Source organism: Kitasatospora sp. NPDC054768, assembly GCF_053612025.1.
Window position 1 is genome coordinate 24,348 of the sequence record NZ_JBSHBN010000039.1, and the last position, 23,815, is coordinate 48,162.

The window sequence follows — 23,815 nt, forward strand, 5'->3', positions numbered from 1 at the left end:
CCGGAAGTGCACGAGAGCAGCACGGCGGGCGGCGGGGACGAGACTCCCCGCGAGGACGGCGCGACCAAGGACGGCGGGACGGACGCCGCCACCCCGGGCGGTGCGCCGACGGACCGTACCGGCCCGGAGGGCACGGCGACGCCCCCACCCGGCCGGGACGCCGCCACCGGCTCCGCGGGAGAGGCCGCGGGCGACACCGCCGAACGCCGTCCGCGCCGTGCGCCCGAGCGCAGCCAGGCCGAGCAGGACGCGATCTTCGCCGCCCTGGTGGCACAGTTCGACGACCCGGTCGACCTCAACAACCCGAACTGGCCCGAGGTCGAGAACCTCCGGGCGCAGAACGAGCTCAAGGGCGGCTACAAGGAAGGCGGTGCCGGCGGCCGCGGCGACCAGGACGACCTGGCCGACCTCGCCCCGCAGCCCCGCCCCCGCTCCGGCCGGCCGGTGATGCCGGCGGGCGGCGCGGGCCCGCGCGACTTCGAACTGGCCGAGGAGACCGACGAGGGGCACTTCGTCCCGCCGGAGCCCCCGCCGCTGCCGGCCGCCGACGTGACCGCCAAGTTCGCCTGGCTGGCGGTGCTCGGCGGCCCGGCGCTGCTGCTGGTCGACGCGGTGGTCTGGCGGGAGATCTCCGGCTGGCCCGCCTGGGTCGGGATCACCGCTTTCCTCGGCGGCTTCGTGACCCTGGTCGCGCGGATGAAGGACCGCGACGAGGACGAGCCGGAGGACCCGGACCACGGCGCGGTCGTCTAGCGGACCTGCTGACCACCCGGCCGGCTCGTCGGCAGTTCGAGGACGGCGAGCACCGGCAGGTGGTCGGTCGCGGCCCGCAGGTCGGCCTCGCTGACACCGGGCAGCCCGTGCGGCACCCCGCAGCCGAGGACGGTGATCCCGGGTGTGGCGAAGACGGCGTCGATCCGCTGGTAGGGGCGCTCCGGTACGGAGGTGAACTCGCCTCCCCAGGGCGCGGTCGGGTACCCGTCCTGGAGCCGCGAGGCCAGCAGCCGCCAGCCCGGCCCGTCCGGGTGCTCGTTGAAGTCCCCTGCCACGACGCCGAGTTCGGCGATTGCGAGCTGGTCGAGGAGCAGCTCGAACTGCCCGTACCGCTCCTCCTGGTCCAGGCTGAGGTGGCAGCTGGTGACGCTGAACGGCGCCGTGCCGGGCAGCCGCAGCAGCGCGCCGGCGAAGCCCCGGGCGTGCAGGCCGCGGGTCTTGGGCAGCAGCCGGTCGTGCACCTCCAGCAGTTCCACCGCGCCGGGCCGGCCGAGCAGCAGCGGGCCGGCGGCGGTGCGGCCGCCGCCGGCCAGCACGGCCGTGCCGGTGCTCCGGGCCAGCCAGGCGGCCTGGCCCTCGGGCCGCCAGTAGCGCGGGGACTCCTGGACGCAGACCACGTCCGGCTCGCAGGCCCGGATCACCCGGGCCAGCGCCCGCCGGTCGTCGCGCAGCGAGCGGATGTTGTAGCTGAGCAGCCGCAGCCGGCCCGGGCCGGGCGGCGGCAGCGGTTCGGCCCGCGCGGCGGTCCCGGTCGCGGCGGCGGTCCCGGTCATGGCGGTGGTCGTGGTCGCGGCGCTCATGGTCCTCCCCTGGGCGGTCACCGGATCGATCCGACCGTACGCGGCCGGGCCGGGACGTGCGACGGCGGCGGTGCGTCCGGGATCGGTCGGGGCCCGGTCGCACCGCCGCCGGCGGGCTCGGAGGGGGTCAGGCGGTGCGGGCGAGGTCCGCCGCGCCGACGATGCCGGCGGCGGAGCCCATCGAGGCCAGCACGACCTCGGCGCGCGGGCGGTGCACCCCACCGGTCAGGTAGTGCTCGAACGCCTTGGCGACCGGGTCGAGCAGCAGCCGGCCGGAGTCGGAGACGCCGCCGCCGAGCACGAAGACGCCCGGGTCGAACAGCGCGGCGAGGTCGGCCATGCCGCGGCCCAGCCAGTCGGCCAGTTCCGCGTAGCACTCCAGGGCGAGCGGGTCGCCCTCCGCCGCGGCCTGGGTGATGTGGATGCCGCGGATGGTCTCGGCCACGCCGTCGTTGAGTTCCAGCATCCGGTGGCCGCGCTGCGGGTCGGCGGCCGCCTTCTCCCGGCCGTAGCGGCGCAGCGCGCGCCCGGAGCCGTACTGTTCCCAGCAGCCCTTGCCGCCGCAGCCGCAGAGCAGGCCGTCGGGGACCATGTTGAGGTGGCCGATCTCGCCGGCCACGCCGAAGCGGCCGCGGTGCAGCCGGTTGTCCAGGACGATACCGCCGCCGATGCCGGTGCCGACGGTGATCAGCACCATGTCGCGGTGGTCGGCGGCCGCGCCGAAGCGGAACTCGGCCCAGGCCGCGCAGTTGGCGTCGTTCTCGACGACGGTGGACAGGCCGGTGAGCTCCTCGATCCGGCCGCGCAGCGGCTCGTTCTCCCAGTCGATGTTGGGAGCGAAGATCACGGTCGAGCGGTTGCTGTCGACGAACCCGGGGGCACCGACGCCCACCGCCGTGACACCGGGGTGCTCCTCCTTGAGCTCGCGCACGGCCTGCGCGATGGCGTCGACCGCCCACTGCGGGTCGGCCGGGGTGGGCACCCTGGTCCGGGCCAGGATGGCGCCCGCCTCGTCGACCACGCCTGCCGCGATCTTGGTCCCGCCGACATCGACGCCGATGGTCAGAGCCATGTGTCCCTCAGCTATTCACTCGTTCCGCTGGACGGAACGCTACCGTCCAACCCGGCCCCCGTACACAGCCTCGCATACATTATCCGAAGACAATCCTGGGCCAGCCTGGCCGTGATGCTTCAAAAGTCGTATCTAATCTCCTTCTTCGTGACGTACGAGAGCAACCCGATCACCCTCCGAAAGTCACGGTTTCACTGCTTGACGGACGACCCGTCAGCCTCGTCAACATCGCCGCCGAGGTCGCCGCCGCCATCGCCGTCGAGGTCGAGGTCGATCTTCTCGGTCGGCGCGCCCTCCCCGGCGGTCCAGCGGCTCTCGTGCCCGGCCACGGCGGCGCGGTAGGCGGCCAGCAGTTCTGCGCCCGCGGCGGCGAGCCCGGTGCCGGCCGCGGCGAGGTGGGAGTAGACCTCCGGCTGCTGGGTGCGCAGCCGGTCGGCCAGCCCGGACAGGGTGATCAGGGTGGTGGCGCTCGCCTCCTGGGCCTTGTCGCCGAGCGCACCGGCGAACCGGCGCACCTCGTCCACCAGCGGGCCCAGCTCCGGCCCGAACGGGTGCCCCTGGCCGCCCTGCTCGCCGTCCTGCTCGCCGTCCGGCCGGCCTCCGGGCTCGGTGCGGTCGTCGGTGCTGGTCATCGCGGGCGCCTCCTCAGCCGTGGCCGCACCCCGCGGCCCCTTGGGCCCGACGCTACCCGACCGGCCGGGCGGCCCGAAAAGCCGCCGGACCCCCCGCCGGACCCCCGCCGAAGCGCCACTGAAGCGCCGCCGAACCCCCGTCAGCCCCGGGGCCAGAGCGCCGGGTCGGGCGCGAACCGCACCGAGAGCACCCCGTCGTGCAGCCCCGCCCCGGCCACCGTGCAGCGGCGCAGCGCGGACGGGAGGGTGAGCACCCGGCGGTGGGTGCCGATTCCGACCACCAGTTCGTCACCCCGGCGGACCAGGTCCAGTTCGGAGCGGTCGGCGCCGGGCAGGTCGAGGTGCCAGACCAGCAGGCCCTCCTCGGCGAGCCGGTCCTCGACCGGCCAGGGCCCGGGGGTGAGCCGCTCGGGCCCGTCCCCGTCCCCGTAGAGCCGGTCGGCGACGGCTTCCAGGGTGGCGTCGGCCAGGCCGGTGACCAGCACCGGGGCGTCGGTCTCGGCGGCGAGCGCGGTCAGCTCCTCCTGCCGGCGGCGGGCCAGGGCGGCCAGCCAGGGGTCGGGCGAGGAGGCGGCGGCCCCGGGCAGCGCGCCGTGCACCACCACGGCGTCCGGCCGGTGCCCGTGCAGCGCGAGTCCGGCCCGGATCCGGCGCAGCTCGCGGTACGGGTGGCCGTCGGCCGGGACGACCAGCCGGACGCTGGTGCCGGGGCCGGTGATCGCGGCGCGGGACTCGGCGAGCGCCGCGACGGCCTTGGTGCGCCCCTCGTACAGCCAGTCGGCGGGCATCGGGACGCCGGCCAGTCCGGCCAGCAGCGGGCGCAGCGCCCGGGCGGCCTGCCGCTGCTCGGGGACGAGCCGGTCCAGGTAGCGGGCGAGCTGTTCGGGCAGGGCGAGGGTGGCGATCAGCTCGGCGGGCGGCGGGGCGAGCACGACCAGGACGTCCTGGTCGGCGGCGGGCAGGGCGCGCAGCAGGGCGAGCCGGGCGATGCCGGGGAGGGCGGTGAGCTCCTCGGGGTCGAGCTGTTCGGCGCCGAGCAGGTCGAGGGCGGGCTTGAGCCGGCCGGTGAGCTCGCCGACGGCGTAGCGGAAGGCGGCCTGCTCGTCGATCCGGGAGACGGTCAGGCCCGGTGCGTGGAGGAGCGGTTCGGGCTCCAGCCGGGTGCCGAGGGCGGAGTCCAGGGCGCGGTGCGGGTCGTCGGCGGCCAGCAGCCAGGTGCGGTGGCCGCGCCGGGCGGCGTGCAGGGCGGTGGCGGCGGCCACCGTGGGAGCCCCCGAGTCACCGCTGATCAGGATGGTGCGTGTCGCCGTCATGCCGTCCGGCCCCCCGTTCGGTCGTGTCAGCCTTCGACGCGCTTCTTCAGACCGGCCAGGGCGCGGTCGATGATGACCTTCTCGGCCTTGCGCTTGATCATGCCGAGCATCGGGATCTTGACGTCCACGGCGAGCTGGTACGTCACCTCGGTGCGGCCGCCGGCCAGCGGGGCGAGGGTGTAGGAGCCGTCCAGCGAGCGGAGCATCTGGCTGCGGACGAGGGTCCAGGAGACCTCGCGGTCGCCGTCCCAGGTGTAGGCGAGGACGTGCTCGTCGCGGATGGCGCCGGCGTCGAGCAGCAGCCGGACCTCGGCGGCGCGGCCGTCCTCGCCAGCCTTGAGGACCTCGATCTCCTTGACCTCCCCGGTCCAGGCCGGGTAGGCGGCGAAGTCGGCGATCACGGCCATGACCGTGGCCGGGGTCGCGTCGATGGTGATGCTCGACCTGGTGTGCTCCGCCATGGAATGGCCCTCCGCCTCGTCCCTCTGCCTGCCGGTCCGGCCGGGGCGCGCTCGGCCCGGTCCGCCCGGAGCAGGCTATCGCGCCCGGCGGGCGGCGCGGCGGGGCGGGCCGTGCCCGGCGGGCTGCCGTGGCGCGGGCGGGCGCCGGGCGGCCGGGCATGTTACCGGCCGGTCGCCCTGCTCTGTCATAGGGTGCCATTCGAACGACCCGGTCACGGCCTGGTCCGACCCGGCCGGGTGTGACACTTCGAACACCGGAGCCGACCCCTCTGGTCGAAGCTGCCTACCGGGCAGTAACGTCCTGCCGTCCCGCAGCGTCGCGTACGAGGAGCAGTCTTGCTCGACTTCAGCCTTCCGGCCCTCTACCAGGTACCGAGCAACGGCAACCTCGCCGACCCGGTGCACCGGAACGCCGAGATGCACCCGGATCTCGCCGTGCTCAGCCGGAAGGTGGACGGCCAGTGGCAGGAGTTGACGTCGGTCCAGTTCCTGGCCGAGGTGCACGCCACCGCCAAGGGCCTGATCGCCGCCGGTGTCGAGGCGGGTGACCGGGTCGCCATCATGTCCCGTACCCGGTACGAGTGGACGCTGCTGGACTTCGCGATCTGGACGGCCGGCGCGATCACCGTGCCGGTGTACGAGACCTCCTCCGCCGAGCAGGTCGAGTGGATCCTCGGCGACTCCGGCGCGGTCGCCGTGATCACCGAGACCGACCAGCACGTCCGGGTGGTCGGCGCGGTCCGCGAGCGGCTGCCGGAGCTGAAGCACACCTGGCAGATCGAGGGCGGGGCGATCGCCGCCCTGGCCGAGGCCGGGCAGGACGTCCCGGACGCGACGATCGAGGAGCGCCGCCGGATCGCCGGCCCCGACGACATCGCCACCATCGTCTACACCTCGGGCACCACCGGCCGCCCGAAGGGCTGTCAGCTGACCCACGGCAACTTCCTGGCCGAGTGCGGCAACGTCGTCGAGCGCCTGGCCCCGATGTTCAACACCGGCGAGAGTTCGGTCCTGCTCTTCCTGCCGCTGGCCCACGTCTTCGCCCGGCTCGTCGAGATCGCCCCGGCGATGGCCCCGATCAAGCTCGGCCACGTCTCCGACATCCGGGACGTCACCGCCGAGCTGGCCTCCTTCAAGCCGACCCTGATCCTGGGCGTGCCCAGAGTGTTCGAGAAGGTCTACAACACCGCCCGCTCCAAGGCCCAGGCCGACGGCAAGGGCAAGATCTTCGACAAGGCCTCCGACACCGCGATCGCCTACAGTCGGGCGCTGGACGCCGGTGGCCCCGGTCTGCTGCTGCGGCTCAAGCACGCGGTCTTCGACAAGCTGGTCTACGGCAAGCTGCGCGCCGCCCTCGGCGGCCGGGCCCGCTACGCCATCTCGGGCGGCGCCCCGCTCGGCGAGCGCCTGGGCCACTTCTACCGGGGCATCGGCTTCACCGTGCTGGAGGGCTACGGCCTGACGGAGACCTGCGCGGCCACCGCCTTCAACCCGTGGGACAAGCAGAAGATCGGTACGGTCGGCCAGCCGGTGCCCGGCTCCTCCGTGCGGATCGCCGAGGACGGCGAGGTCTTCTTCAAGGGCCCGCACGTCTTCACCGGCTACTGGAACAACCCGAAGGCCACCGCCGACACCCTCAAGGACGGCTGGATCGCCACCGGCGACCTCGGCTCGCTCGACTCCGACGGCTACCTGACCATCACCGGCCGCAAGAAGGAGATCATCGTCACGGCCGGCGGCAAGAACGTCGCCCCCGCCGTGATCGAGGACCGAATCCGGGCCCACGCCCTGGTCGGCGAGGTCATGGTGGTCGGCGACCGCAAGCCCTTCATCGCCTGCCTGATCACCGTCGACCCGGACTTCTTCCCGAAGTGGAAGGAGCTCAACGGCAAGCCCGCCGGCGCCACCGTCGCCGACCTCGCCGACGACCCGGACCTGCTGGCCGCCCTCCAGAGCGCGGTGGACGACGGCAACGCCGCCGTCTCGCACGCCGAGGCGGTCAAGAAGTTCCGGCTGCTGGACACCGAGTTCTCCGAGGAGAGCGGCCACCTGACGCCCTCGCTCAAGCTCAAGCGCAACGTCGTGCTGAAGGACTACGCGGCCGACATCGAGGCGCTCTACCGGAAGTAGCCGCCGGAAGCGGCCGCCCGACGCGGCCCGACCGCGGGCGCCGGACGGGCCCCGCCACTCCAGGAAGTGGCGGGGCCCGTCGGCGTCACCCGGCCAGCAGCGAGGTCAGCCGCCCGGCCAGCAGGTCCCAGCGCCAGGAGCGCTCCACCCAGCGCCTCCCGGCCTCGCCCATCCGCCGCCGCAGCTCCTCGTCGCGCAGCAGCCGCACGATCCGCTCGGCCGCCGCCGGGGCCGAGCCGCCGGGCACCACGTACCCGGTCTCGCCCTCCAGCACCGCGTCCGGCGCGCCGCCGGAGTCCCCCGCGACCACCGGCAGGCCGGTCGCCGAGGCCTCCAGGTAGACGATGCCCAGGCCCTCGACGTCCAGCCCCCCGCGCCGGGTGCGGCACGGCATCGCGAAGACGTCCCCGGCCCCGTAGTGGGCGGGCAGCTCCTCCCACGGCACCGAGCCGGTGAACCGCACCGAGTCCCGCACGCCCGTGGCGTCGGCGAGCTTCTCCAGGTCCGCCCGGTACGGGCCGCCGCCGACGATCAGCAGCACCGCGTCCGGCACGTCGGCGAGGATCTGCGGCATCGCCTCGATCAGGGTGTCCTGGCCCTTGCGCGGCACCAGCCGGGAGACGCAGACCACCACCGGCCGGTCCGCCAGCCCGAGCCGGCGGCGCACCTCGGCGCCCCCGGAGCCCGGGTGGAAGGTCGTCTCGTCCACGCCCGGCGGCAGCTGGACCATCCGGGCCGCCGCCTGCGGCCCGACCGCGGCGGCGATCCGGGAGCGGGTGTACTCGCCCAGGTAGGTCAGCACGTCGGTGCCGGCGCCGATCCGGCGCAGCAGCTGCCGGGAGACCGGCAGCTGGGCCCAGGCGGCCTCGTGGCCGTGGGTCATGCCGAGCAGCCGCCCGGCCCCGGCCCGGCGCAGCGTGGGCGCCATCAGCCCGAGCGGCGCGGCGGCGCCGAACCAGACCGAGTCGCACTTCTCCGCGCGCAGGATCTCGGCGGCCCGCCGGGTGACCCGCGGTGTGGGAACCATCACCTTCGTCCGGTCCCGGATCACCGGGAACGGCTGCTCGGCGTCGAAGCGGGCCACCTCGCTGCCGTCCCGCCAGGTCGAGGCGTACACCACGACACTGCCTGCGGGCTGACGGACGGCCATGTTGTGCACGAAGGCCTGGATGCCACCGGGGCGCGGCGGGAAGTCATTGGTGACGATCAAGGTTCTGTGCATCAGGCCACGGCTCGCTCGGTCGGGGGGTGCGCGGTGTACCGCTGGGTGATCCGTACGATAGGTCAACACCATGACCCGCCGGGAACGGAACCGCGCACGGCAACCGTTTGACCCCCGGGTCAGTCCTAGTACCTAGGCCGCAGTGCGACGCGGCCCGGGCGTCCGTCTCCACGACGCCTCCGGTGGGGACGTCCGAGACGAACGAGGGAGCGCAGTGGAATTGGCCCCGGCCACCGAGCCCGGTTCTTCACGCGGCCGCCTCGGCCGCCCGCTCGGGGCGCTCGCCGCGCTCGGCGCCACCTGGATCGCCACCCGCGCGCTGCTGGTGCTGCTGGCGACGGGCGTGCTGAAGGCGCCCGGCGGCGACGTCACGGCAGACGTCTGGATGATCTACCACGCCTGGTACGGCGTGCTCCAGACCGGCACCTTCCCCTTCGACGACGTGACCTGGCAGTACCCGCCGGGCGCCGCCCTGGTGATCCTGCTGCCGGGCCTGCTGCCCTGGTCGTACCTGGTCTCGTTCTGGGTGATCTGCGGGATCGCCGACGCCGCCGCGGCCGCGCTGCTGGTGCGCACCGGCCTGCGCCGGGGCCGGGCGCTGACCGGCGCCTGGATGTGGGTGGTGGGCGTCCCGCTGCTCGGCCCGATGATCTACAACCGCTTCGACGTCATCGTCACCGCGGTCGCCCTGGCCGGTCTGCTGGCGCTGATCCGCCGCCCTGCGGTCGGCGGGCTGCTGCTGGGCCTGGGCGGCATCGTCAAGATCTGGCCGCTGCTCGGCCTGATCGGCACCCCCTCCGGCCGCCGCACCCGCCGTTCCTGGACGCTGGCCGGCGCCACCGCCGTCTCGATCGGCTTCCTGCTGGCCGCCGGGATGAACGGCGCCTTCGACTTCCTGGCCTTCCAGAAGGACCGCGGCATCGAGGTCGAGTCGCTCGGCGCGCTGCCGCTGCACTTCGCCCGGCTCGCCGGCGGCTGGGACGGCAGGGTCACGATGAACTACGGCTCCCCCGAGATGCTCGGGCCGTGGGTGAGCGTGATCAGCAAGGTGATGATGGCCGGCACCGTGCTGGGCTTCGCCTGGCTGCTGCTGTGGCGCTACACCTCCAAGCGCCGCAGCGCGGCCACCATGTACGACGCGGCGCTCTGCGCGCTGCTGATCTTCGTGGTGACCAGCCGGGTGATCAGCCCGCAGTACCTGGTCTGGCTGGTCGGCGTCGCGGCGGTCTGCCTGACCGTGCGCAACAGCAGCCAGCGGCCGGTGGCGGTACTGATCCTGCTCGCCTGCCCGCTGACCCTGGTCGAGTTCCCGACCATGTTCACCCAGGTGCTGGCCAGCGACCCGGTGGCGGTCACCGTGCTGGCCGCGCGCAACCTGCTGCTGCTGGCCGCGGCCGTGCTCTCCTGCGTCCGGCTCTGGCGCTCGACCCGCGGCGAGGCGCCGCTGCCGCCGACCGTGGTGCTGGACCGCGAGCCCGCCGCGCTGCCGTCCGCCGGCTACCCGGTGCGCCCGGGCATCGCCTACGAGCAGGACCTGCTGGACGGCATCGACCACCCGGGCGCCCCGGCCGAGCAGCGCCGCTGATCAGCCCCTCAGCTCCGCCATCCGCGCCAGCCACTGCCGGGTGAACTCCTCCAGCCCGACGCCCAGCTCGCGGCGCATCAGCCGGTCGGTGCGGCGCTCCCGGTCCTCGCCCTGCCCGTCGGCCGCGCCGATCGCGCGGTAGAAGGCGACCAGCCGCTGCGGCCCGTGGGTGCGGGCGATCAGCTCGCAGGCCAGCCAGGACTGCTCGTAGGCCTGGGCGATGCCGGTGGCCCCGGCGGCGAAGTCCCGGTCGGCGGGCAGCGCGGTGGGCGTCCTCCCGGCGGCGACGTCCCGGGCCAGCTCGGGGGCGACCTGCTGCGGGCTGCGGCCCGAGTCGCGGTACGCCGTCCAGTCGGCGACGCCCTCGGAGAGCCACAGCGGGGTCCAGGCCCGGGTGTCGGCCCTGGTCGCGACGTGGGTGGCCTCGTGGGTGATCACCACCTGGCGGCCGAAGTCGCTGAGCCGCCCGTACACCTCCGGGTTGACCAGCACCCGGTCCGCCGGGGTGTGCCACGGTGCGCCGGGGGCGGCCACGGTGACCGCCGCCATGCCCGTCCAGCCGTCCGGGTCGCCCTCCAGCAGCCGGGCGAACTGCTCCTCGGTGGCGGGCCGCTCCAGCAGCAGCCGCTCCGGCCAGGCGCCGCCCCAGACCTCGGTGACGGCGGGCACCGCCCGGTCCCCCACCGCGGCCAGCTCGGCCGGGTCGGGCCCGGCGGCCGGCCCGACCACCAGGCAGTTCGCTCCCGGAGCCGACCGGAGCGGCCCGAAGTCCCACGGCGCCGGCGGGCCGCCCGCGCTCTCCTCGCGCTCGACCCGCCAGCCGTCGCCGGCCCGGACCAGCTCGATCCGGCGCGGGTACACCACCGGGTACTCGTCGTACCCGGCGATCCGCACCGCCAGTTCGGCGGCGGCGGTCAGCCGCTCCGGCCCGCCGGAGGCGGCGAGCACCAGGTTGCGGTACCCCGCCCCGGCCACCGGCAGCCCGGCCCACGGCGGCGCCGAACGCGCCCGCTCCGCCAGCGCGGCGGCCACCTCGGCGTGCCGGTCCGCCGAGCGGGCCGCGGGCGCCGCCGGGGCGGCCGGAGGCAGCGACAGCTGGGCCAGCCCACCGGCCGCGAGCAGCAGCGCGCCCCGCCGGGACAGCGTCCGGCGGGGGCGGGAGCCGGATGTACCGGCGGGGCCAGTGGGGTCGGCGGGGCCGGACGGCGGGGCGTTCAGAGCCGGACCACCCCGGAGACCGGCATGGCGGTGACGCTCTCGTAGCGGACCTTGGCGCCCGGGCGGGGGGCGTGCACGATCACGCCGCCGCCGGCGTACATGCCGACGTGGTGCATGTCCCGGTAGAAGATCACCAGGTCTCCCGGTCGCGCTTCGGACAGGCTGACCCGCTGCCCGGCGTACGCCTGGGCCTGCGAGGTGCGCGGCAGGGTCACTCCGGCCTGCCGCCAGCTGTAGTACATCAGACCGGAGCAGTCGAACGCGTGCGGGCCGGTGGCCCCGTAGACGTACGGGGAGCCGATCATCCGCACCGCGGCGGCCAGCGCGGCGGCCCCGCGCTCGGAGGCGGGCGGGGCGGTGCCGAGGTCCAGCCGGTCGGTGCCCCGGGTGGCGCGCTGCTCGGCGTCCCGGGCGTCCTGGACCGTCAGCCGGGCCCGCTCGGCGGCGCCCAGACCGTTCAGCAGCTTCTGCGCGCTGGCCAGCCGCTGCTGGATCTGCTGCTTGCTGTCGGCGAGCGAGCGGCGGGTCCGGTCCAGCTCGTCGAGCTTGCCGGCCGCCTCGGTCCGGCGCTGGTCGAGCCGGCGCTGCCGGGCGACCAGCTCGTGCAGGGTCTCCTGCTGGCGCGCGGCGGCCTGGCCCAGGGCGCGGGCGCGGGACAGGTAGCCCTCCGGGTCGGGCGAGAGGATGAGCTGGGCGGTCTGGGTCATCCCGCCGCCGCGGTACTCGGCCCCGGCCACCGTCGCGAGGTCGCCCCGCAGCCCGTTGAGCTGGTCCTGGGCCACGGCGATCTCGCCCTGGAGGATCGTGGTCTCGCCCTGGAGCCGCCGCTGGGCCTCCTGCGCCGCGTTGGCCTTCTCGGACGCCTGCTCGGCCTCATCGTACAGCTGTTCCACCTGCGTCTTGACGTCCTGGCGGTCGCCCGGGTCGGGGCTGCCGGGGGCGGCCTGGGCGCTGCCTCCGGCAGCCACACCCAGGGCGGTGGCGGCGGCCGCGGTCAGCACCAGCGCCCGGGCGAGCAGTTGGGAACGGCGGTGCACGGGCATGGCGGCAGCGGCTCCAATCCTGCGGCGCGGCTCCCGCCGCCGCACCGGGACGGGCGGCCGTCGAGCGGGAGTCCGGTGGCAGACGTTAGCGAGTCAGGGCAAGCGAGTCCAAACCCCTGCCAACCCGAATATTCAGGCTGTTGTCGGACATTTGATCGGCCCTCGGGAAAAGCCGCAGGAAAAACCGCAGGCCCGGCCTCCCCTGGGGGAGGCCGGGCCTGGAAGCGTCCGAGCGGTGATCAGACCCGCACGATGGAGGCCAGCGGCATGTTGGTGACGGCCTCGTAGCGCACCGACGCGCCCGGCTTGGGCGCGTGCAGCACCTGGCCGTTGCCCGCGTAGATGCCGACGTGGTGGGCGTCGGTGTAGAAGATCAGCAGGTCGCCGGGCTGGGCCTGGGAGATGTCCGAGCCGATCCGGGTGCCGGCCGAGGCCTGCGCCTGCGAGGTGCGCGGCAGCGACACGCCCGCCTGGTTGAACGCCCAGACCATCAGGCCGGAGCAGTCGAAGGAGCCCGGGCCGGTGGCGCCCCAGACGTACGGGCTGCCGATCTTGGAGGCGGCGGCCGAGAGCGCGGCGGCACCGCGCGAGCTGCCCGGGGCCACCTTCACCGGGGAGGAGGCGGTCGAGGCGGACGAGCCGGACGAGCCGGTCGCGAGGTCGCCGCGGCTGTTGTCGCGGGAGGCGCGGTCGGCCTGCTGCTGCTGGGCCTGGGCGGCGTCGGCCTTGGCCTTGGCGTCGGCCGCGGCCTTCTCCTCGGCCTGGCGCAGCGCCTGGCGCTCCTGCTCGGTCAGCGTGTTGAGCAGGTCCTGGGCCGCCTTCAGCTTGCCCTGGACCTCCTCCTTGGAGGCCTTCAGCTGCTGGGTGGTCGACTCCAGCTCGGCGAGCTTGCCCTGGGCCTCGTTGCGGTCCTGGTCGAGCTTGCGCTGCTGCTCCTGGAGCTCCTTCAGCTGACCCTTCTGGGTGCTGCCGGCCTGGTTCAGCGCGTCGGCCTGGCTGAGGAAGGTGTCCGGGCTGGAGGAGAACATCAGCTGGACGGTCGGGGATATGCCCCCGTTGCGGTACTGCTCGCCGGCGATCTCGGCCAGGCCGCCCTGGAGCTCGGTGACCTGGGCCTGCTGACGGGCCACCTGGTCCTGCATGCCGGAGACCTGCTTCTCCAGCTCCTGCTGCTTGGCCTGGGCCGCGTTGTAGTTCTCGGTCGCGATCTCGGCCTGCTCGTTGAGCTGGTCGACCTGCCCCTTGACCTGTTCCTTGGTCGGCTGCGGGTCGGCGTGGGCACCTTGAGCGGAGAGGACGACGGCTGCCGCGGCGACACCGGTCAGGATCGAGACCCGGGCGCGGCCTGCGGGCTTGGGACGACGATGGGACGCCACGAAGGCGGACTCCTTCTTCCTACGTCCGCCTACCGGGTGAGCTGACGGGTTCGGGCCGGAAGCATGCCCTACGACGCCTCACGGCCGTTCCATCGGCCGACCTGGCGTCGATTCACCCCGGAGGAACGTGGTTCCCCGGCTCCGCTCCGCAGCGCCCCCAAACCACTGGGCTCCCCTGTCGGGCAGTCGCTTCGACCTGCCCCGCTGCCTCACGAACTCGACGGTAACCACCGCCGCCACCCTGGCTGGGCGATCGACAGTGCGGTGGTTCAGGGCACGACCCTAGTAACTGAACCGTGATCCGTTCAAATCCTTGTCAGAAAAAAGACCGAAGATTTCCCAAGTTCTTCTGTGAAAATGACCGATGGTGACCACTGGCACACAGAAGGCTGATCAGTTCTCAGCATGTGGCCGCGAAGGGGCGGAAAGCCGAACGCCACCCCCGCGCGAGGGGTGGCGCTTTTCACAGCCCCCGGAGGGGCCTCGCGGGCGTGTCGGGCCGTCAGACCCGGCGGATGGTGTTGATCGACATCGCGTCGGCCTTCATCACCTTCACCACGTCACCGGTGTGCGGCGCGTGGACCACCATGCCGTTGCCGATGTACATCCCGACGTGGTGCATGTCGTTGCCGTAGACCACCAGGTCGCCCGGCTGGGCCTGGTCCAGCGAGGGCACCCGGGTGCCGTAGTGGCCCTGCTCCTGCGAGGTGCGCGGCAGCGAGACGCCCGCCTGCCCGTACGCCCAGACCATCAGGCCCGAGCAGTCGAAGGTGGTCGAGCCGGTGGCGCCCCACACGTACGGCGAGCCCTGCTTGCTCATCGCCTTGGCCATCGCCACGGCCGCGTAGCCGCTGGCCGGCGGCAGGCTGCTGAGGTCGACCCGGTCGCTGCCGCGGGAGGCGCGGTCGTCCTGCGCCTGCTGGGCCTTCAGCGCGGCGCGGTCGGTGGCGCTCAGCGAGTTCAGCAGGTCCTGGGCGGCCTTCAGCTTGGTGTTGACGTCCGCCTTGGCCTGGTTCAGGTCCTTGGTGGTGGTGTCCAGCGAGGCGAGCACGGCGGAGGCCTCGACCTTCTCCTGGTCCAGCCGGCGCTGCTGGTCCAGCAGCCCCTTGAGCGCCTCGGCCTGGCTGCTGCTGGCCTGCTGGACGGTGGAGGCCTTCTCCAGGTAGCCGGACGGGTCGGAGGTGAGCATCAGCTGGACGGACGGGTCGATGCCGCCGGTGCGGTACTGCTCGCCCGCCACCTCGGCGAGACCGCCCTGGAGCTGGGTCATCTGCTCCTGGCTGCGGGCCACCTGGTCCTGCAGCTGGTCGGCCTGCTTGCGCAGCTGGTCGGCCCGCTCCTTGGCGCCGTTGTACTTCTCCGCCGCCTGCTCCTGCTCCTCCTGGAGCTGGTCGATCTGCGCTTTGACGTCCGTTTTGTTCGGCTGCGGCGCGGCGTGCGCGGCCACCTGCGCGGAGAGGGCGACCGCGGTCGCAGCAGCAGCGGTGAGCACGGAGATCCGCGCGCGGCTCGGCTGCTTGGGACGGCGGTGGGAGGCCAAGGGTCCTGCTCCTTCTTCCAACGGACTCACCTGATGGGATGAGATTCCGGAAAATAGGTTTGACGCCAGACCCTAGTGAAGATCTATCCGTTTTGCCACTCCCCCGTAGGTGTGAACTCCGGTCCGCACACTGACGACACGGGACCCGCACACCACCCCGGAACCACTCCTGACCAGGCATCGCACGTCCGGTCGGGGTCAGGGGCGCGCCAGCCGGTTCAGCAGCAGCACCGAGGCCACGGGGCGCGCGCCCGCCTTCCGCACGCCGTCCGCGACCTCCCGGTCGGTCGACACCACCACCACCGGACGGCCCTGCGGCTCGGCCCGCACCAGACGGCGGATCAGCTCGTCGGCCGTCTCCCCGGTCCGGCTGAACCGCACCCGGACCCCGCGCGGCGGCGCCATGATCACCGGGACGTCCAGGTCCTGCCCGTCGAACACGCAGGTGACCTCCGCCTGGGTGCGCTGCGCCAGCATCGCCAGCCCGCCCAGCAACCGGATCCGCTGCTGCTCCAGCGGCAGCGTCGGATAACCGGTCTTGGTCACGTTGTAGCCGTCCACCACCAGGTGCACCTGGGGGATCGCCAGCAGCTGGTCCAGCAGCGCCGGATCGTCCTCGGCCAGCCCGCGCCGGGCCACGTCGTGGGGCGAGGCCGCCCCCGGCACCACCGCCTCCACCAGGTCCGCCGGGCGGATCTGGGAGACCGGCAGCGCCAGCTCCCGCTGGAGCCCCTGGGCCGACTGCAGCACGGTGTCCAGCAGCAGCCGCAGCCGCATGTCCTCGACGCTGCGCCCCTCACGGGCCGACCGGCGGCCCTGCTCGACCGCGTTCTCCAGCTCCGAGACCCGGTGCCTGAGCCTGCGCGCCTCGGTCTCGGCCGCACCGCGCTCGGCCGCGGTCTGCGCCTTCAGGGCTTCCAGCTCGCCGGCCACCCGGCGGGTCTCGGCCTGCGCCCGGCGGGTGTCGCTCTCCAGCGACCGCACCTTCTTGCGCAGCGACTCGGCCTCCTTGCGGACGCCGTCCGACTCGGCCCGCTGCCGGTCCACGTCCGCCCGCGCGGAGGCCCGCACCTCGGCCAGCTCGGCGTGCAGCTTCTCCACCAGCCGGGCCGACTCCGCGGCCGCGTCCTCGGCGCCGGCCCGCTCGGCCTCCTCGCCGGCCTCGGCCACCAGCCGGCTCCAGCCCGCCGAACGCACCAGGTAGGCGGCGGCCGCGACGTCCATCGGATCGGCGGCGCTCGGGACGGTGCCCGACTCCAGCGCCTTCACCAGGTCCGGCTGCCCGAGGCGCAGCCGCTCCGCTATCCGTACCCGGAAGGCCGGCTCCGCCTCCAGGGCCGCCGCCAGCGCGGTGGCCGCGTACTTGGCCCGCCGCGCCGGCGTGAACTTCACGTACTGACGCAGGCTCTGCGGGAGCTCGCCCGCCGGCAGCCCGCCGAGCGCGTCCGAGGCCAGCCCGACCACGCGCCGGCGCACGCCCTCGGGCAGCGGCCGGTCGAGCTTCTCGACGGCGTGCTCCGCCGCGGGCTCGGAGGAGTCGTTCGCCGCCTCGGCCGCCGCCCCGGCCCGGGCCTCGGCCGCAGCGGGCTGAAGCCCCTGGGCTTCGCCGGGCTCCTTCGCTGCGTCCACCACGTCCTCGGCTCCGATCCTGGTCCAGCGGGGCACGGCCGCGACCTCCCCCTGTCGTCACGCTCCGTGCGTCTTGTTTCTGCATTGTCCCGTGCGGCGCGGGCGGGTGCGCCGCGCACCCACCCGCCGCGGCGGGTGGGGTCAGCCCTGCTCGGTGGGGGCCTGCGCCCCCTCGGCACCCGGGCGGGCCACCAGCTCGACCTGGTCCACCGCGTTGCACCAGCGGCAGCGCACCGACTCGATGGTCTCGCTCAGCACCTCGGTCTCCTCGACCCTGGACTCGCCGGCCAGGTCGAAGTGCAGGAACTCGGTCACCCGCGCGGTGCGGGTCACGTCGAAGCGGGTGAGGTTGCCGCACAGGGTGCAGCGCCAGCGCGTCTCGGCGGTCAGGGCGGGGACGGTCATCGGGGGTCCTCTCGGGTGGTCCCTTCGTGGGCTAGGCGCTCCCCCCGGAGCCCCGGCATCGGCGGCGGGAGGCGGGAATGCCCGCCCCAAGCCTATTGCCTGGGGCAACCATCGCGGCCACCGGTTGCCCGAACACCCGGACTGGTCCACCTGCCGTAAACCGCCGTGTCACCTGCGGCGCCCGGAGGGATGCTTGGCCGCATGGCGCTCGCGGTCCCCGACGACACCGCCGCCCGGGGCGGCCGCCCGGCCGCGACCGTCCCGGCGGTCAGCTACGCCCTGATCGCACTCAACACCCTGGTCTTCCTGCTCGGCCCGGCCGCCGGGCTCAACCCGCTGTACGGCACCGGCCGGGCCCGGGTCTGTGCGGAGCAGCGGTACGAGCAGCGCTGGGGCGCCGTCCCGGCCGAGGTGCTGGCCGGGCGGCCGCTGACCGCCGCGCAGCTGGCCGAGGCCCCCGACCCGGTCCCCGGCTGCCCGGCCGCCCCGACCCCGGGCAAGCACCCGGCCCTGTCCGTCCTCACCGGCCTCTTCCTGCACGCCGGCTGGCTGCACCTGCTGGGGAACCTGCTCTTCCTCCAGGTCTTCGGCCCCACCGTCGAACGGCGGCTGGGCCGGGCCCGGTACGCCGTCTTCTACCTGGCCGCCGGCAGCCTGACCACGTACGGCTTCGCGCTCGCCGAGGCGCACTCGCCGAACTCCACCCGGGTGCTCATCGGGGCCTCCGGGGCGATCGCCGCCGCGCTCGGCGCCTATCTGCGCCTCCACCCCCGGGCCCGGGTCACCACCCTCGTCCCGCTGCTGCTCTTCCTGCCGCTGCGGTTCCCCGCCTGGCTGGTGCTCGGCCTCTGGTTCGCCCTGCAGTGGTGGTCGGTGCACTCGGCCGGGCCCGGGGTGGCGTACCTGGTCCACGTGATCGGCTTCTCGGCCGGGTTCCTCTACGCCTGCACCGTGGTTCGCCACCCCCCGCGACGACCCGGCCGACGCCCGATACGCTGGCGGCACCCCACAAAGGAGCCCGAACTGTGATCACCGCCATCGTCCTGATCAAGACCAGTGTCGACCGCATCCCGGAGATCGCCGAATCCATCGCCGCCATCGACGGCGTCAGCGAGGTCTACTCGGTGACCGGGGGCTACAACCTGGTGGCGATGGTGCGGGTGCGCCGGCACGACGACCTGGCCGAGGTCATCCCGGGCCGGCTCAACAAGGTCCCGGGCGTGGCCCACACCGAGACCCAGATCGCCTTCCGCACCTACTCCCAGCACGACCTGGAAGCCGCCTTCGCCCTGGGCCTGGACGAGTAGCGCTCAGCCCTCGCGCCGGCCCCGGTCGATCTGCACGGTCGCGACGCAGCGACCGCCCTCGTTACGGTAGTTCCAGGCCGCCCCGTCCGTGACCAGCTCCCGGACGGCGGTCAGGAAGCGGTCGACGTGCTCGTCCGGCGTCCCGGCGCCGAAGCTCACCCGGATCGCGTTCAGGCTGCGCTCGCCCGGCAGCGAGGGCTCCGGCGCGCCGCACTCGGACGGGGCGACGTCCTCGTCCCCGAGCAGCGTGCGCACCAGCGGGTGGGCACAGAACAGGCCGTCGCGCACCCCGATGCCGTACTCGGCGGACAGCGCGGCCGAGAAGTGCGAGCTGTTCCAGCCCCGGACGACGAAGGACAGCACGCCGACCCGGGCGGAGTCGGAGCCGAACAGGTTCAGCACCTTGACCTGCGGGATCTGCGCCAGCCCGGCCGTCAGCCGGGCGATCAGCTGCTGCTCGCGGGCCTCCAGCGCGTCGAAGCCGGCCTCGGTCAGGGCCCGGCAGGCCGAGGCGATCGCGTAGGCGCCGATGACGTTCGGCGAGCCGGCCTCGTGCCGGGCCGGGCCGGTGTGCCACTGCACGGCCACCGAGCCGTCGCTCTCCCGGGCCACCGTCCGGGTCGCCCCGCCGCCGGCCAGGTACGGCTCGGCCGCGTCCAGCCAGTCCGCCCGGCCGGCCAGCACCCCGGCGCCGAACGGCGCGTAGATCTTGTGGCCGGAGAAGGCGATCCAGTCGACGTCCAGCTCACGGACCGAGACCCGCTGGTGCGGCGCCAGCTGGGCGGCGTCCAGCACCACCCGGGCGCCGTGCCGGTGCGCGGTCCGGGTCAGCTCGGCGACCGGCCACAGCTCGCCGGTCACGTTGGAGGCGCCGGTGACGCAGAGCAGCTTGGGGCCCTCGGGCGCCCCGGCGAGGGCGGCGTCCAGCGCGGCCACCGCCTCGGCCCGGGAGCGAGGCGCCCGCAGGTAGGTGACGCCCAGTCCGGCGTGCGCCCAGGGCAGCAGCGAGGCGTGGTGCTCGGTCTCGAAGGCGAACACCCGGGTGCCGGCCGGAACGGCCGCGGCCAGCAGGTTGAGCGAGTCGGTGGTGGCCCGGGTGAAGACCACCTGGTCGCCCTCGCGCAGGTCGAGGAACTCGCCGACGGTGCGCCGGCTCTGCTCGAACAGGTCGGTGGACAGCTGGGAGAGGTACCCGGCCCCGCGGTGGACGCTGCCGTAGTACGGCGCGTAGGCGGCGACGTCGTCCCACACCCGCTGAAGCGCCGGGGAGCTGGCCGCGTAGTCCAGCGCCGCGTAGCCGACCTTCTCACCGTTGGCGAGCGGGACCTGGACGTCGGCGCCGAGGACGGCGAGCGGGGCGCAGGTCTCGGTGGTGGCGAGAGGGGACATGAGGATGCACTCCTTCAGGGGTGAGGGACCCCGGGAGTGCTAGTCGTCGGGCGTCCGCGCTTGTCGCACGGACGGCTTGCCGTGACGACCCGGTCCTCACCCAGGGCACCCCGCCACGGACGGAGGGTTGCCGGACAGCCAGCTGGGGCTTCGCACTGTCACTCATGACCTGGCCAAGACTCTAGGCCGCGTCCATCGGGTGGTCAAACGGGCATCCAGCATCCGGACAGCGCGGGAGCCCGTGCCGGCGTTCCGGCACGGGCTCCCCAACTACCGCCTCAGATCCGGCTGGTGGCCTCCGACCAGCGCCGCAGCAGGTCCTGCGCGGCACCGGAGTCGATCGCCTCCGCGGCCCGCTCCATGCCGGCCGCAAGCTGCTCGGCGAGCGGCGCCTCGCCGAGGTCCAGCGCGACCAGTGCCGCCGCCGTGTTCAGCAGGACGGCGTCCCGCACCGGCCCGTGCTCCCCCGCCAGCAGCCGCCGCGCGACCTCGGCGTTGTACGAGGCGTCCGCCCCGCGCAGCGCCTCGATGCCGACCAGCTCGATACCGACGTCCCGCGGGTCGAAGGTGGTCTCGGTGACCACCCCGTCGCGCACCAGCCAGACCTGCGAGGTGGTGGTGATGGTCAGCTCGTCCAGCCCGTCGTCACCGCGGAAGACCAGCGCCGTCGCGCCCCGTTCGGCCAGCACCCCGGCGATCAGCCCGGCCAGCCGGGTGTCGAAGCAGCCGATGGCGTGCGCGGTGACCCTGGCCGGGTTGGTGAGCGGGCCGAGGATGTTGAAGGAGGTCGGCACCCCGAGGTCGCGCCGCGCGGTGGCGGCGTGCCGCATCGAGGGGTGGAACTTGGCCGCGAAGCAGAAGGTGAGACCGACCTCCTCGGCCACCTCGGCGACCCGCTGCGAGGAGAGGTCCAGCGCCACCCCGAGCTTCTCCAGCACGTCCGAGGAGCCGCTGCTGGAGGAGGCCGACCGGTTGCCGTGCTTGACCACCTTGGCGCCGGCGGCCGCCGCGACGATCGCCGACATGGTGGAGATGTTGACGGTCTTCGCCCGGTCCCCGCCGGTGCCGACGATGTCCACCGCCGGTCCGGGGATCTCCAGCGGCTCGGCGTGCTCGTACATCGCGTCGACCAGGCCGGCGATCTCCTCGACCGACTCGCCCTTGGCCCGCAGCGCGATCATGAACCCGGCCACCTGCACGGGGGACGCCTCGCCGCTCATGATCCGGTCCATCGCCCACGCGGTGGACGCGCGGTCGAGGTCCTCCCCCTGCAACAGCGCGGCCAGGAGGTCCGGCCAGGTGCGGATCACCTGCGCGGGGTCGCTACCGCCGTTCGCAGGGTTCACGTTCACCATGGCTGACTCCAGCTGTTTGTCGGTTCCCCGCTCCGGGGGGACGTCCGTGCGGATGGAGCCAGCCTATCGAGCGAAGCGGCCGCTTCTACCCCTCTCTTTTCCAGTTGCCGGGGGGGAATTCAGCGGACGACCGGAGTCCGCTTCGCCAGCCGCGCCCGCAGCAGGGTGGCGACCGCCCCGGCCAGCGCCACCGGCTCCACCGGGCGGGAGATGGCGGCGTCCGCCCGGCTCCAGGCGGCGAGCCAGGAGTCCTGCGGCCGGCCGATCAGCACCAGCACCGGCGGGCAGCCGTAGATCTCGTCCTTGAGCTGGCGCCCGAGCCCCAGCCCCCCGGCCGGAACGGCCTCGCCGTCCAGCACGCAGAGGTCCACGCCCCCCTTCTCCAGTGCCTTGAGCACCGCGGGGGTGGTCGCGCACTCCAGGTAGGACAGTTCCGGAAGATCCTCGGCGGGCCGACGGCCGAGCGCCGTCAGCACCTGCTCGCGGGTGTTGCGGTCGTCGCTGTAGACGAGGACGGTGAGCGTCTCATCGGTCGTGTACGCCATGGGCCCTGCTCCCTCAAGTGTGATCCGGACCACGTTCGCCTGATCCGGATGCTACTCCCGATCACCCTCCGCCGAGTCCCCCTCGCGCACGATCCGTCCCGAGCCGCCGCGCCCCGGGCTCACCCGCCCGGAGGACGGCCCGTCACCCGATCCCGTCCAGTCCACCCGTACGGCCGACCCCGGGCCCGTCCCCTTACCTCCCACGGCTGGTCCGACCGTGCAGCGACGCGCCGGGCAACGGGGTCGCAGGCCCCTCCGAGGAACCATCAGAAAAGGGACACGCCGCTGCTCAACCCCCGTCCGGGCACCCCGGCACCCCCCAAGGGGGCATACCGCACGCACCGGACACTCCGAGGGACACCCCCCGACGTGAAGACGGAATAAGGGACCGACATAATGTCCGTCGTGGCGACAGCAACAGCAGTAGAAACCGGGCACGCGCACGGATCGGTCAACCGGCCGAACATGGTCAGCGTCGGAACGATCGTCTGGCTCAGTTCCGAGTTGATGTTCTTCGCGGCCCTCTTCGCGATGTACTTCACGCTCCGCTCCGTCAAGGGGCCGGAGTTCTGGACCGAGAAGGCCCACGCCCTCAACGTGCCCTTCTCCTCGGTCAACACCACGATCCTGGTGCTCTCCTCGCTCACCTGCCAGCTCGGCGTGTTCGCTGCCGAGCGCGGTGACGTGAAGAAGCTCCGGGCGTGGTTCATCCTCACGTTCGCCATGGGCGCGGTCTTCATCGGCGGCCAGGTCTTCGAGTACACCGAGCTGGTCAAGAAGGACGGCCTGTCGCTGTCCTCCGACCCGTACGGCACGGTGTTCTACCTGACCACCGGCTTCCACGGGCTGCACGTGACGGGTGGTCTGATCGCCTTCCTGCTGGTCCTGGGACGGACGTACGCAGCCAAGCGCTTCACGCACGAGCAGGCCACCGCGGCGATCGTCGTGTCGTACTACTGGCACTTCGTCGACGTCGTGTGGATCGGCCTGTTCGCGACCATCTACCTGATCAAGTAACCAGCTGATCAGGTCGCTGGCCACCGGCTGCGGCCCCCGCCCTCACCGGCGACGGGCCGCTTCTGCCGGTGCCGACGCTCCCACCGACCGACCGCGCGCGCAGCCCTAGACAGGCAGCCTCGTGCCGGCCAGACCGGCCGCCGGGTGCACCCACCAGTCGACCAGATCCTGACACCGGGGTTATTCCGTGAAAAAGCTCTCCGCACGACGGCGCCACCCATTGGCGGCGCTGGTCGTCCTACTTCTCGCCCTGGCGGCAACCGGGGGGCTGTACGCCGCGTTCGCGCCCGCCGACAAGGCGCAGGCCGACGTCGCCGCGCAGTCGCTCGCGATCGATGAGGGCAAGAAGCTCTTCGCCGTCGGCTGCTCCTCCTGCCACGGCATGAACGGCCAGGGCAGCAGTGACGGTCCGAGCCTGGTCGGCGTCGGCTCCGCCGCCGTCGACTTCCAGGTCGGCACCGGCCGCATGCCCGCCCAGCAGCCCGGCGCCCAGGTCCCGCGCAAGAAGAACATCTACTCGCAGGCCGAGATCGACCAGCTCGCCGCCTACGTCGCCTCCCTCGGTCCCGGCCCGGTGACCCCGACGGAGGAGCAGTTCACCTCGACCAACCCCGAGGACATCTCCAAGGGTGGCGAGCTGTTCCGCACCAACTGCGCCCAGTGCCACAACTTCGCCGGCCAGGGTGGTGCCCTGACCAAGGGCAAGTACGCCCCGTCGCTCGAGGGCGTGGACGCCAAGCACATCTACGAGGCCATGCAGACCGGCCCGCAGAACATGCCGTCGTTCCCGGACACCACCATGCCCGAGGAGCAGAAGAAGCAGATCGTGGCCTTCGTCCGCCACACCACCAACGATGAGCCCAACCCCGGCGGTCTCACCCTGGGCAGCCTCGGTCCGGTGACCGAGGGTCTGTTCGGCTGGATCTTCGGCCTCGGCACGCTCATCGCGGTCGCGATCTGGGTCGCCGCCCACACCACCAAGGCCAAGAAGTCATGAGCCAC

Annotated in this window: 22 protein-coding genes and 2 riboswitches; of the genes, 7 read left to right on the forward strand and 15 right to left on the reverse strand. The window is 73.5% G+C overall.

The window, feature by feature from the left end; all coding sequences use genetic code 11:
• Nucleotides 1–6: 6 nt before the first annotated feature.
• A complete protein-coding gene (locus tag ACWGKU_RS14660) occupies nt 7–753 on the forward strand; it encodes a hypothetical protein (RefSeq protein WP_401053720.1) in 747 nt (248 codons plus the stop codon).
• On the opposite strand, the gene ACWGKU_RS14665 is transcribed toward ACWGKU_RS14660, so the two are convergent.
• The 5 genes from ACWGKU_RS14665 to ACWGKU_RS14685 form a co-directional block, all read right to left on the reverse strand.
• On the reverse strand, nt 750–1,574 hold the full coding sequence (locus tag ACWGKU_RS14665; protein WP_401053722.1) for an endonuclease/exonuclease/phosphatase family protein: 825 nt from the start codon (nt 1,572–1,574) through the stop codon (nt 750–752). The two genes, ACWGKU_RS14660 and ACWGKU_RS14665, sit on opposite strands and share 4 nt — an antisense overlap.
• Nucleotides 1,575–1,701: 127 nt before the next feature.
• The gene (locus ACWGKU_RS14670) at nt 1,702–2,646 is read right to left on the reverse strand and encodes an ROK family glucokinase (protein ID WP_401053723.1); all 945 of its coding nucleotides are present in this window, start codon (nt 2,644–2,646) and stop codon (nt 1,702–1,704) included.
• A gap of 191 nt (nt 2,647–2,837) precedes the next feature.
• Nucleotides 2,838–3,278 carry a DUF5304 family protein gene (locus ACWGKU_RS14675; protein WP_401053724.1) on the reverse strand — a complete coding sequence of 147 codons (441 nt, stop codon included), beginning with the start codon at nt 3,276–3,278 and terminating at the stop codon, nt 2,838–2,840.
• Between the two features lie 140 nt (nt 3,279–3,418).
• Nucleotides 3,419–4,591: an ArsA family ATPase gene (locus ACWGKU_RS14680; RefSeq protein WP_452179421.1), complete on the reverse strand. Its 1,173-nt coding sequence runs from the start codon at nt 4,589–4,591 to the stop codon at nt 3,419–3,421.
• A gap of 26 nt (nt 4,592–4,617) precedes the next feature.
• Entirely contained in the window at nt 4,618–5,052 is a 435-nt protein-coding gene (locus ACWGKU_RS14685; protein ID WP_359897082.1) for an SRPBCC family protein, read from the reverse strand.
• 336 nt (nt 5,053–5,388) lie between these two features.
• On the opposite strand from ACWGKU_RS14685, the gene ACWGKU_RS14690 reads away from it, so the two are divergent.
• Entirely contained in the window at nt 5,389–7,182 is a 1,794-nt protein-coding gene (locus ACWGKU_RS14690; protein ID WP_452179422.1) for an AMP-dependent synthetase/ligase, read from the forward strand.
• Between the two features lie 85 nt (nt 7,183–7,267).
• Here the strand turns inward: ACWGKU_RS14690 and ACWGKU_RS14695 are convergent, their stop codons facing one another.
• Nucleotides 7,268–8,404 (reverse strand): glycosyltransferase family 4 protein, encoded by a 1,137-nt coding sequence (locus tag ACWGKU_RS14695; RefSeq protein WP_359897079.1) that lies wholly within the window; start codon nt 8,402–8,404, stop codon nt 7,268–7,270.
• A 214-nt stretch (nt 8,405–8,618) separates the two neighbouring features.
• Between ACWGKU_RS14695 and ACWGKU_RS14700 the strand changes: the two genes are divergently transcribed.
• Entirely contained in the window at nt 8,619–9,989 is a 1,371-nt protein-coding gene (locus ACWGKU_RS14700) for a glycosyltransferase 87 family protein (protein WP_359897078.1), read from the forward strand.
• Here ACWGKU_RS14700 and ACWGKU_RS14705 read toward each other — a convergent pair whose 3' ends face one another.
• From ACWGKU_RS14705 to ACWGKU_RS14730, 6 genes are all read right to left on the reverse strand, one after another.
• On the reverse strand, nt 9,990–11,021 hold the full coding sequence (locus ACWGKU_RS14705; protein ID WP_380545971.1) for a hypothetical protein: 1,032 nt from the start codon (nt 11,019–11,021) through the stop codon (nt 9,990–9,992).
• 182 nt (nt 11,022–11,203) lie between these two features.
• Nucleotides 11,204–12,250, reverse strand: coding sequence for a C40 family peptidase (locus tag ACWGKU_RS14710; protein WP_401045193.1), 1,047 nt, complete (start codon nt 12,248–12,250; stop codon nt 11,204–11,206).
• A 239-nt stretch (nt 12,251–12,489) separates the two neighbouring features.
• The gene (locus tag ACWGKU_RS14715) at nt 12,490–13,626 is read right to left on the reverse strand and encodes a C40 family peptidase (protein WP_401045190.1); all 1,137 of its coding nucleotides are present in this window, start codon (nt 13,624–13,626) and stop codon (nt 12,490–12,492) included.
• Nucleotides 13,627–13,636: 10 nt separating this feature from the next.
• A riboswitch (cyclic di-AMP (ydaO/yuaA leader) is annotated at nt 13,637–13,790 on the reverse strand.
• Between the two features lie 338 nt (nt 13,791–14,128).
• Nucleotides 14,129–15,166, reverse strand: a complete 1,038-nt coding sequence (locus ACWGKU_RS14720) for a C40 family peptidase (protein WP_359897070.1) — start codon at nt 15,164–15,166, stop codon at nt 14,129–14,131.
• 198 nt (nt 15,167–15,364) lie between these two features.
• Complete coding sequence (locus ACWGKU_RS14725; RefSeq protein WP_452179423.1) at nt 15,365–16,831, reverse strand: NYN domain-containing protein; 1,467 nt, start codon at nt 16,829–16,831, stop codon at nt 15,365–15,367.
• Nucleotides 16,832–16,936: 105 nt separating this feature from the next.
• Complete coding sequence (locus ACWGKU_RS14730; protein ID WP_380545977.1) at nt 16,937–17,200, reverse strand: hypothetical protein; 264 nt, start codon at nt 17,198–17,200, stop codon at nt 16,937–16,939.
• Nucleotides 17,201–17,401: 201 nt separating this feature from the next.
• Here ACWGKU_RS14730 and ACWGKU_RS14735 point away from each other — a divergent pair, with 201 nt between their 5' ends.
• Nucleotides 17,402–18,229: a rhomboid family intramembrane serine protease gene (locus ACWGKU_RS14735; protein WP_387689195.1), complete on the forward strand. Its 828-nt coding sequence runs from the start codon at nt 17,402–17,404 to the stop codon at nt 18,227–18,229.
• Complete coding sequence (locus ACWGKU_RS14740) at nt 18,226–18,507, forward strand: Lrp/AsnC family transcriptional regulator (protein WP_049651832.1); 282 nt, start codon at nt 18,226–18,228, stop codon at nt 18,505–18,507. Before ACWGKU_RS14735 ends, ACWGKU_RS14740 begins: the two co-directional genes overlap by 4 nt.
• Before the next feature lie 3 nt (nt 18,508–18,510).
• Here ACWGKU_RS14740 and ACWGKU_RS14745 read toward each other — a convergent pair whose 3' ends face one another.
• The 3 genes from ACWGKU_RS14745 to ACWGKU_RS14755 form a co-directional block, all read right to left on the reverse strand.
• On the reverse strand, nt 18,511–19,896 hold the full coding sequence (locus tag ACWGKU_RS14745; RefSeq protein WP_452179424.1) for an aminotransferase class V-fold PLP-dependent enzyme: 1,386 nt from the start codon (nt 19,894–19,896) through the stop codon (nt 18,511–18,513).
• A gap of 51 nt (nt 19,897–19,947) precedes the next feature.
• Nucleotides 19,948–20,066, reverse strand: a riboswitch (SAM riboswitch).
• 108 nt (nt 20,067–20,174) lie between these two features.
• On the reverse strand, nt 20,175–21,251 hold the full coding sequence (trpD, locus tag ACWGKU_RS14750; RefSeq protein ID WP_401055594.1) for an anthranilate phosphoribosyltransferase: 1,077 nt from the start codon (nt 21,249–21,251) through the stop codon (nt 20,175–20,177).
• A 119-nt stretch (nt 21,252–21,370) separates the two neighbouring features.
• Nucleotides 21,371–21,796 (reverse strand): response regulator, encoded by a 426-nt coding sequence (locus ACWGKU_RS14755; RefSeq protein ID WP_359897059.1) that lies wholly within the window; start codon nt 21,794–21,796, stop codon nt 21,371–21,373.
• 396 nt (nt 21,797–22,192) lie between these two features.
• Between ACWGKU_RS14755 and ctaE the strand changes: the two genes are divergently transcribed.
• Nucleotides 22,193–22,813, forward strand: a complete 621-nt coding sequence (ctaE, locus tag ACWGKU_RS14760) for an aa3-type cytochrome oxidase subunit III (protein ID WP_049651835.1) — start codon at nt 22,193–22,195, stop codon at nt 22,811–22,813.
• Nucleotides 22,814–23,000: 187 nt separating this feature from the next.
• Nucleotides 23,001–23,810 (forward strand): cytochrome bc1 complex diheme cytochrome c subunit, encoded by an 810-nt coding sequence (qcrC, locus tag ACWGKU_RS14765; RefSeq protein WP_359897057.1) that lies wholly within the window; start codon nt 23,001–23,003, stop codon nt 23,808–23,810.
• Nucleotides 23,811–23,815 lie beyond the last annotated feature (5 nt).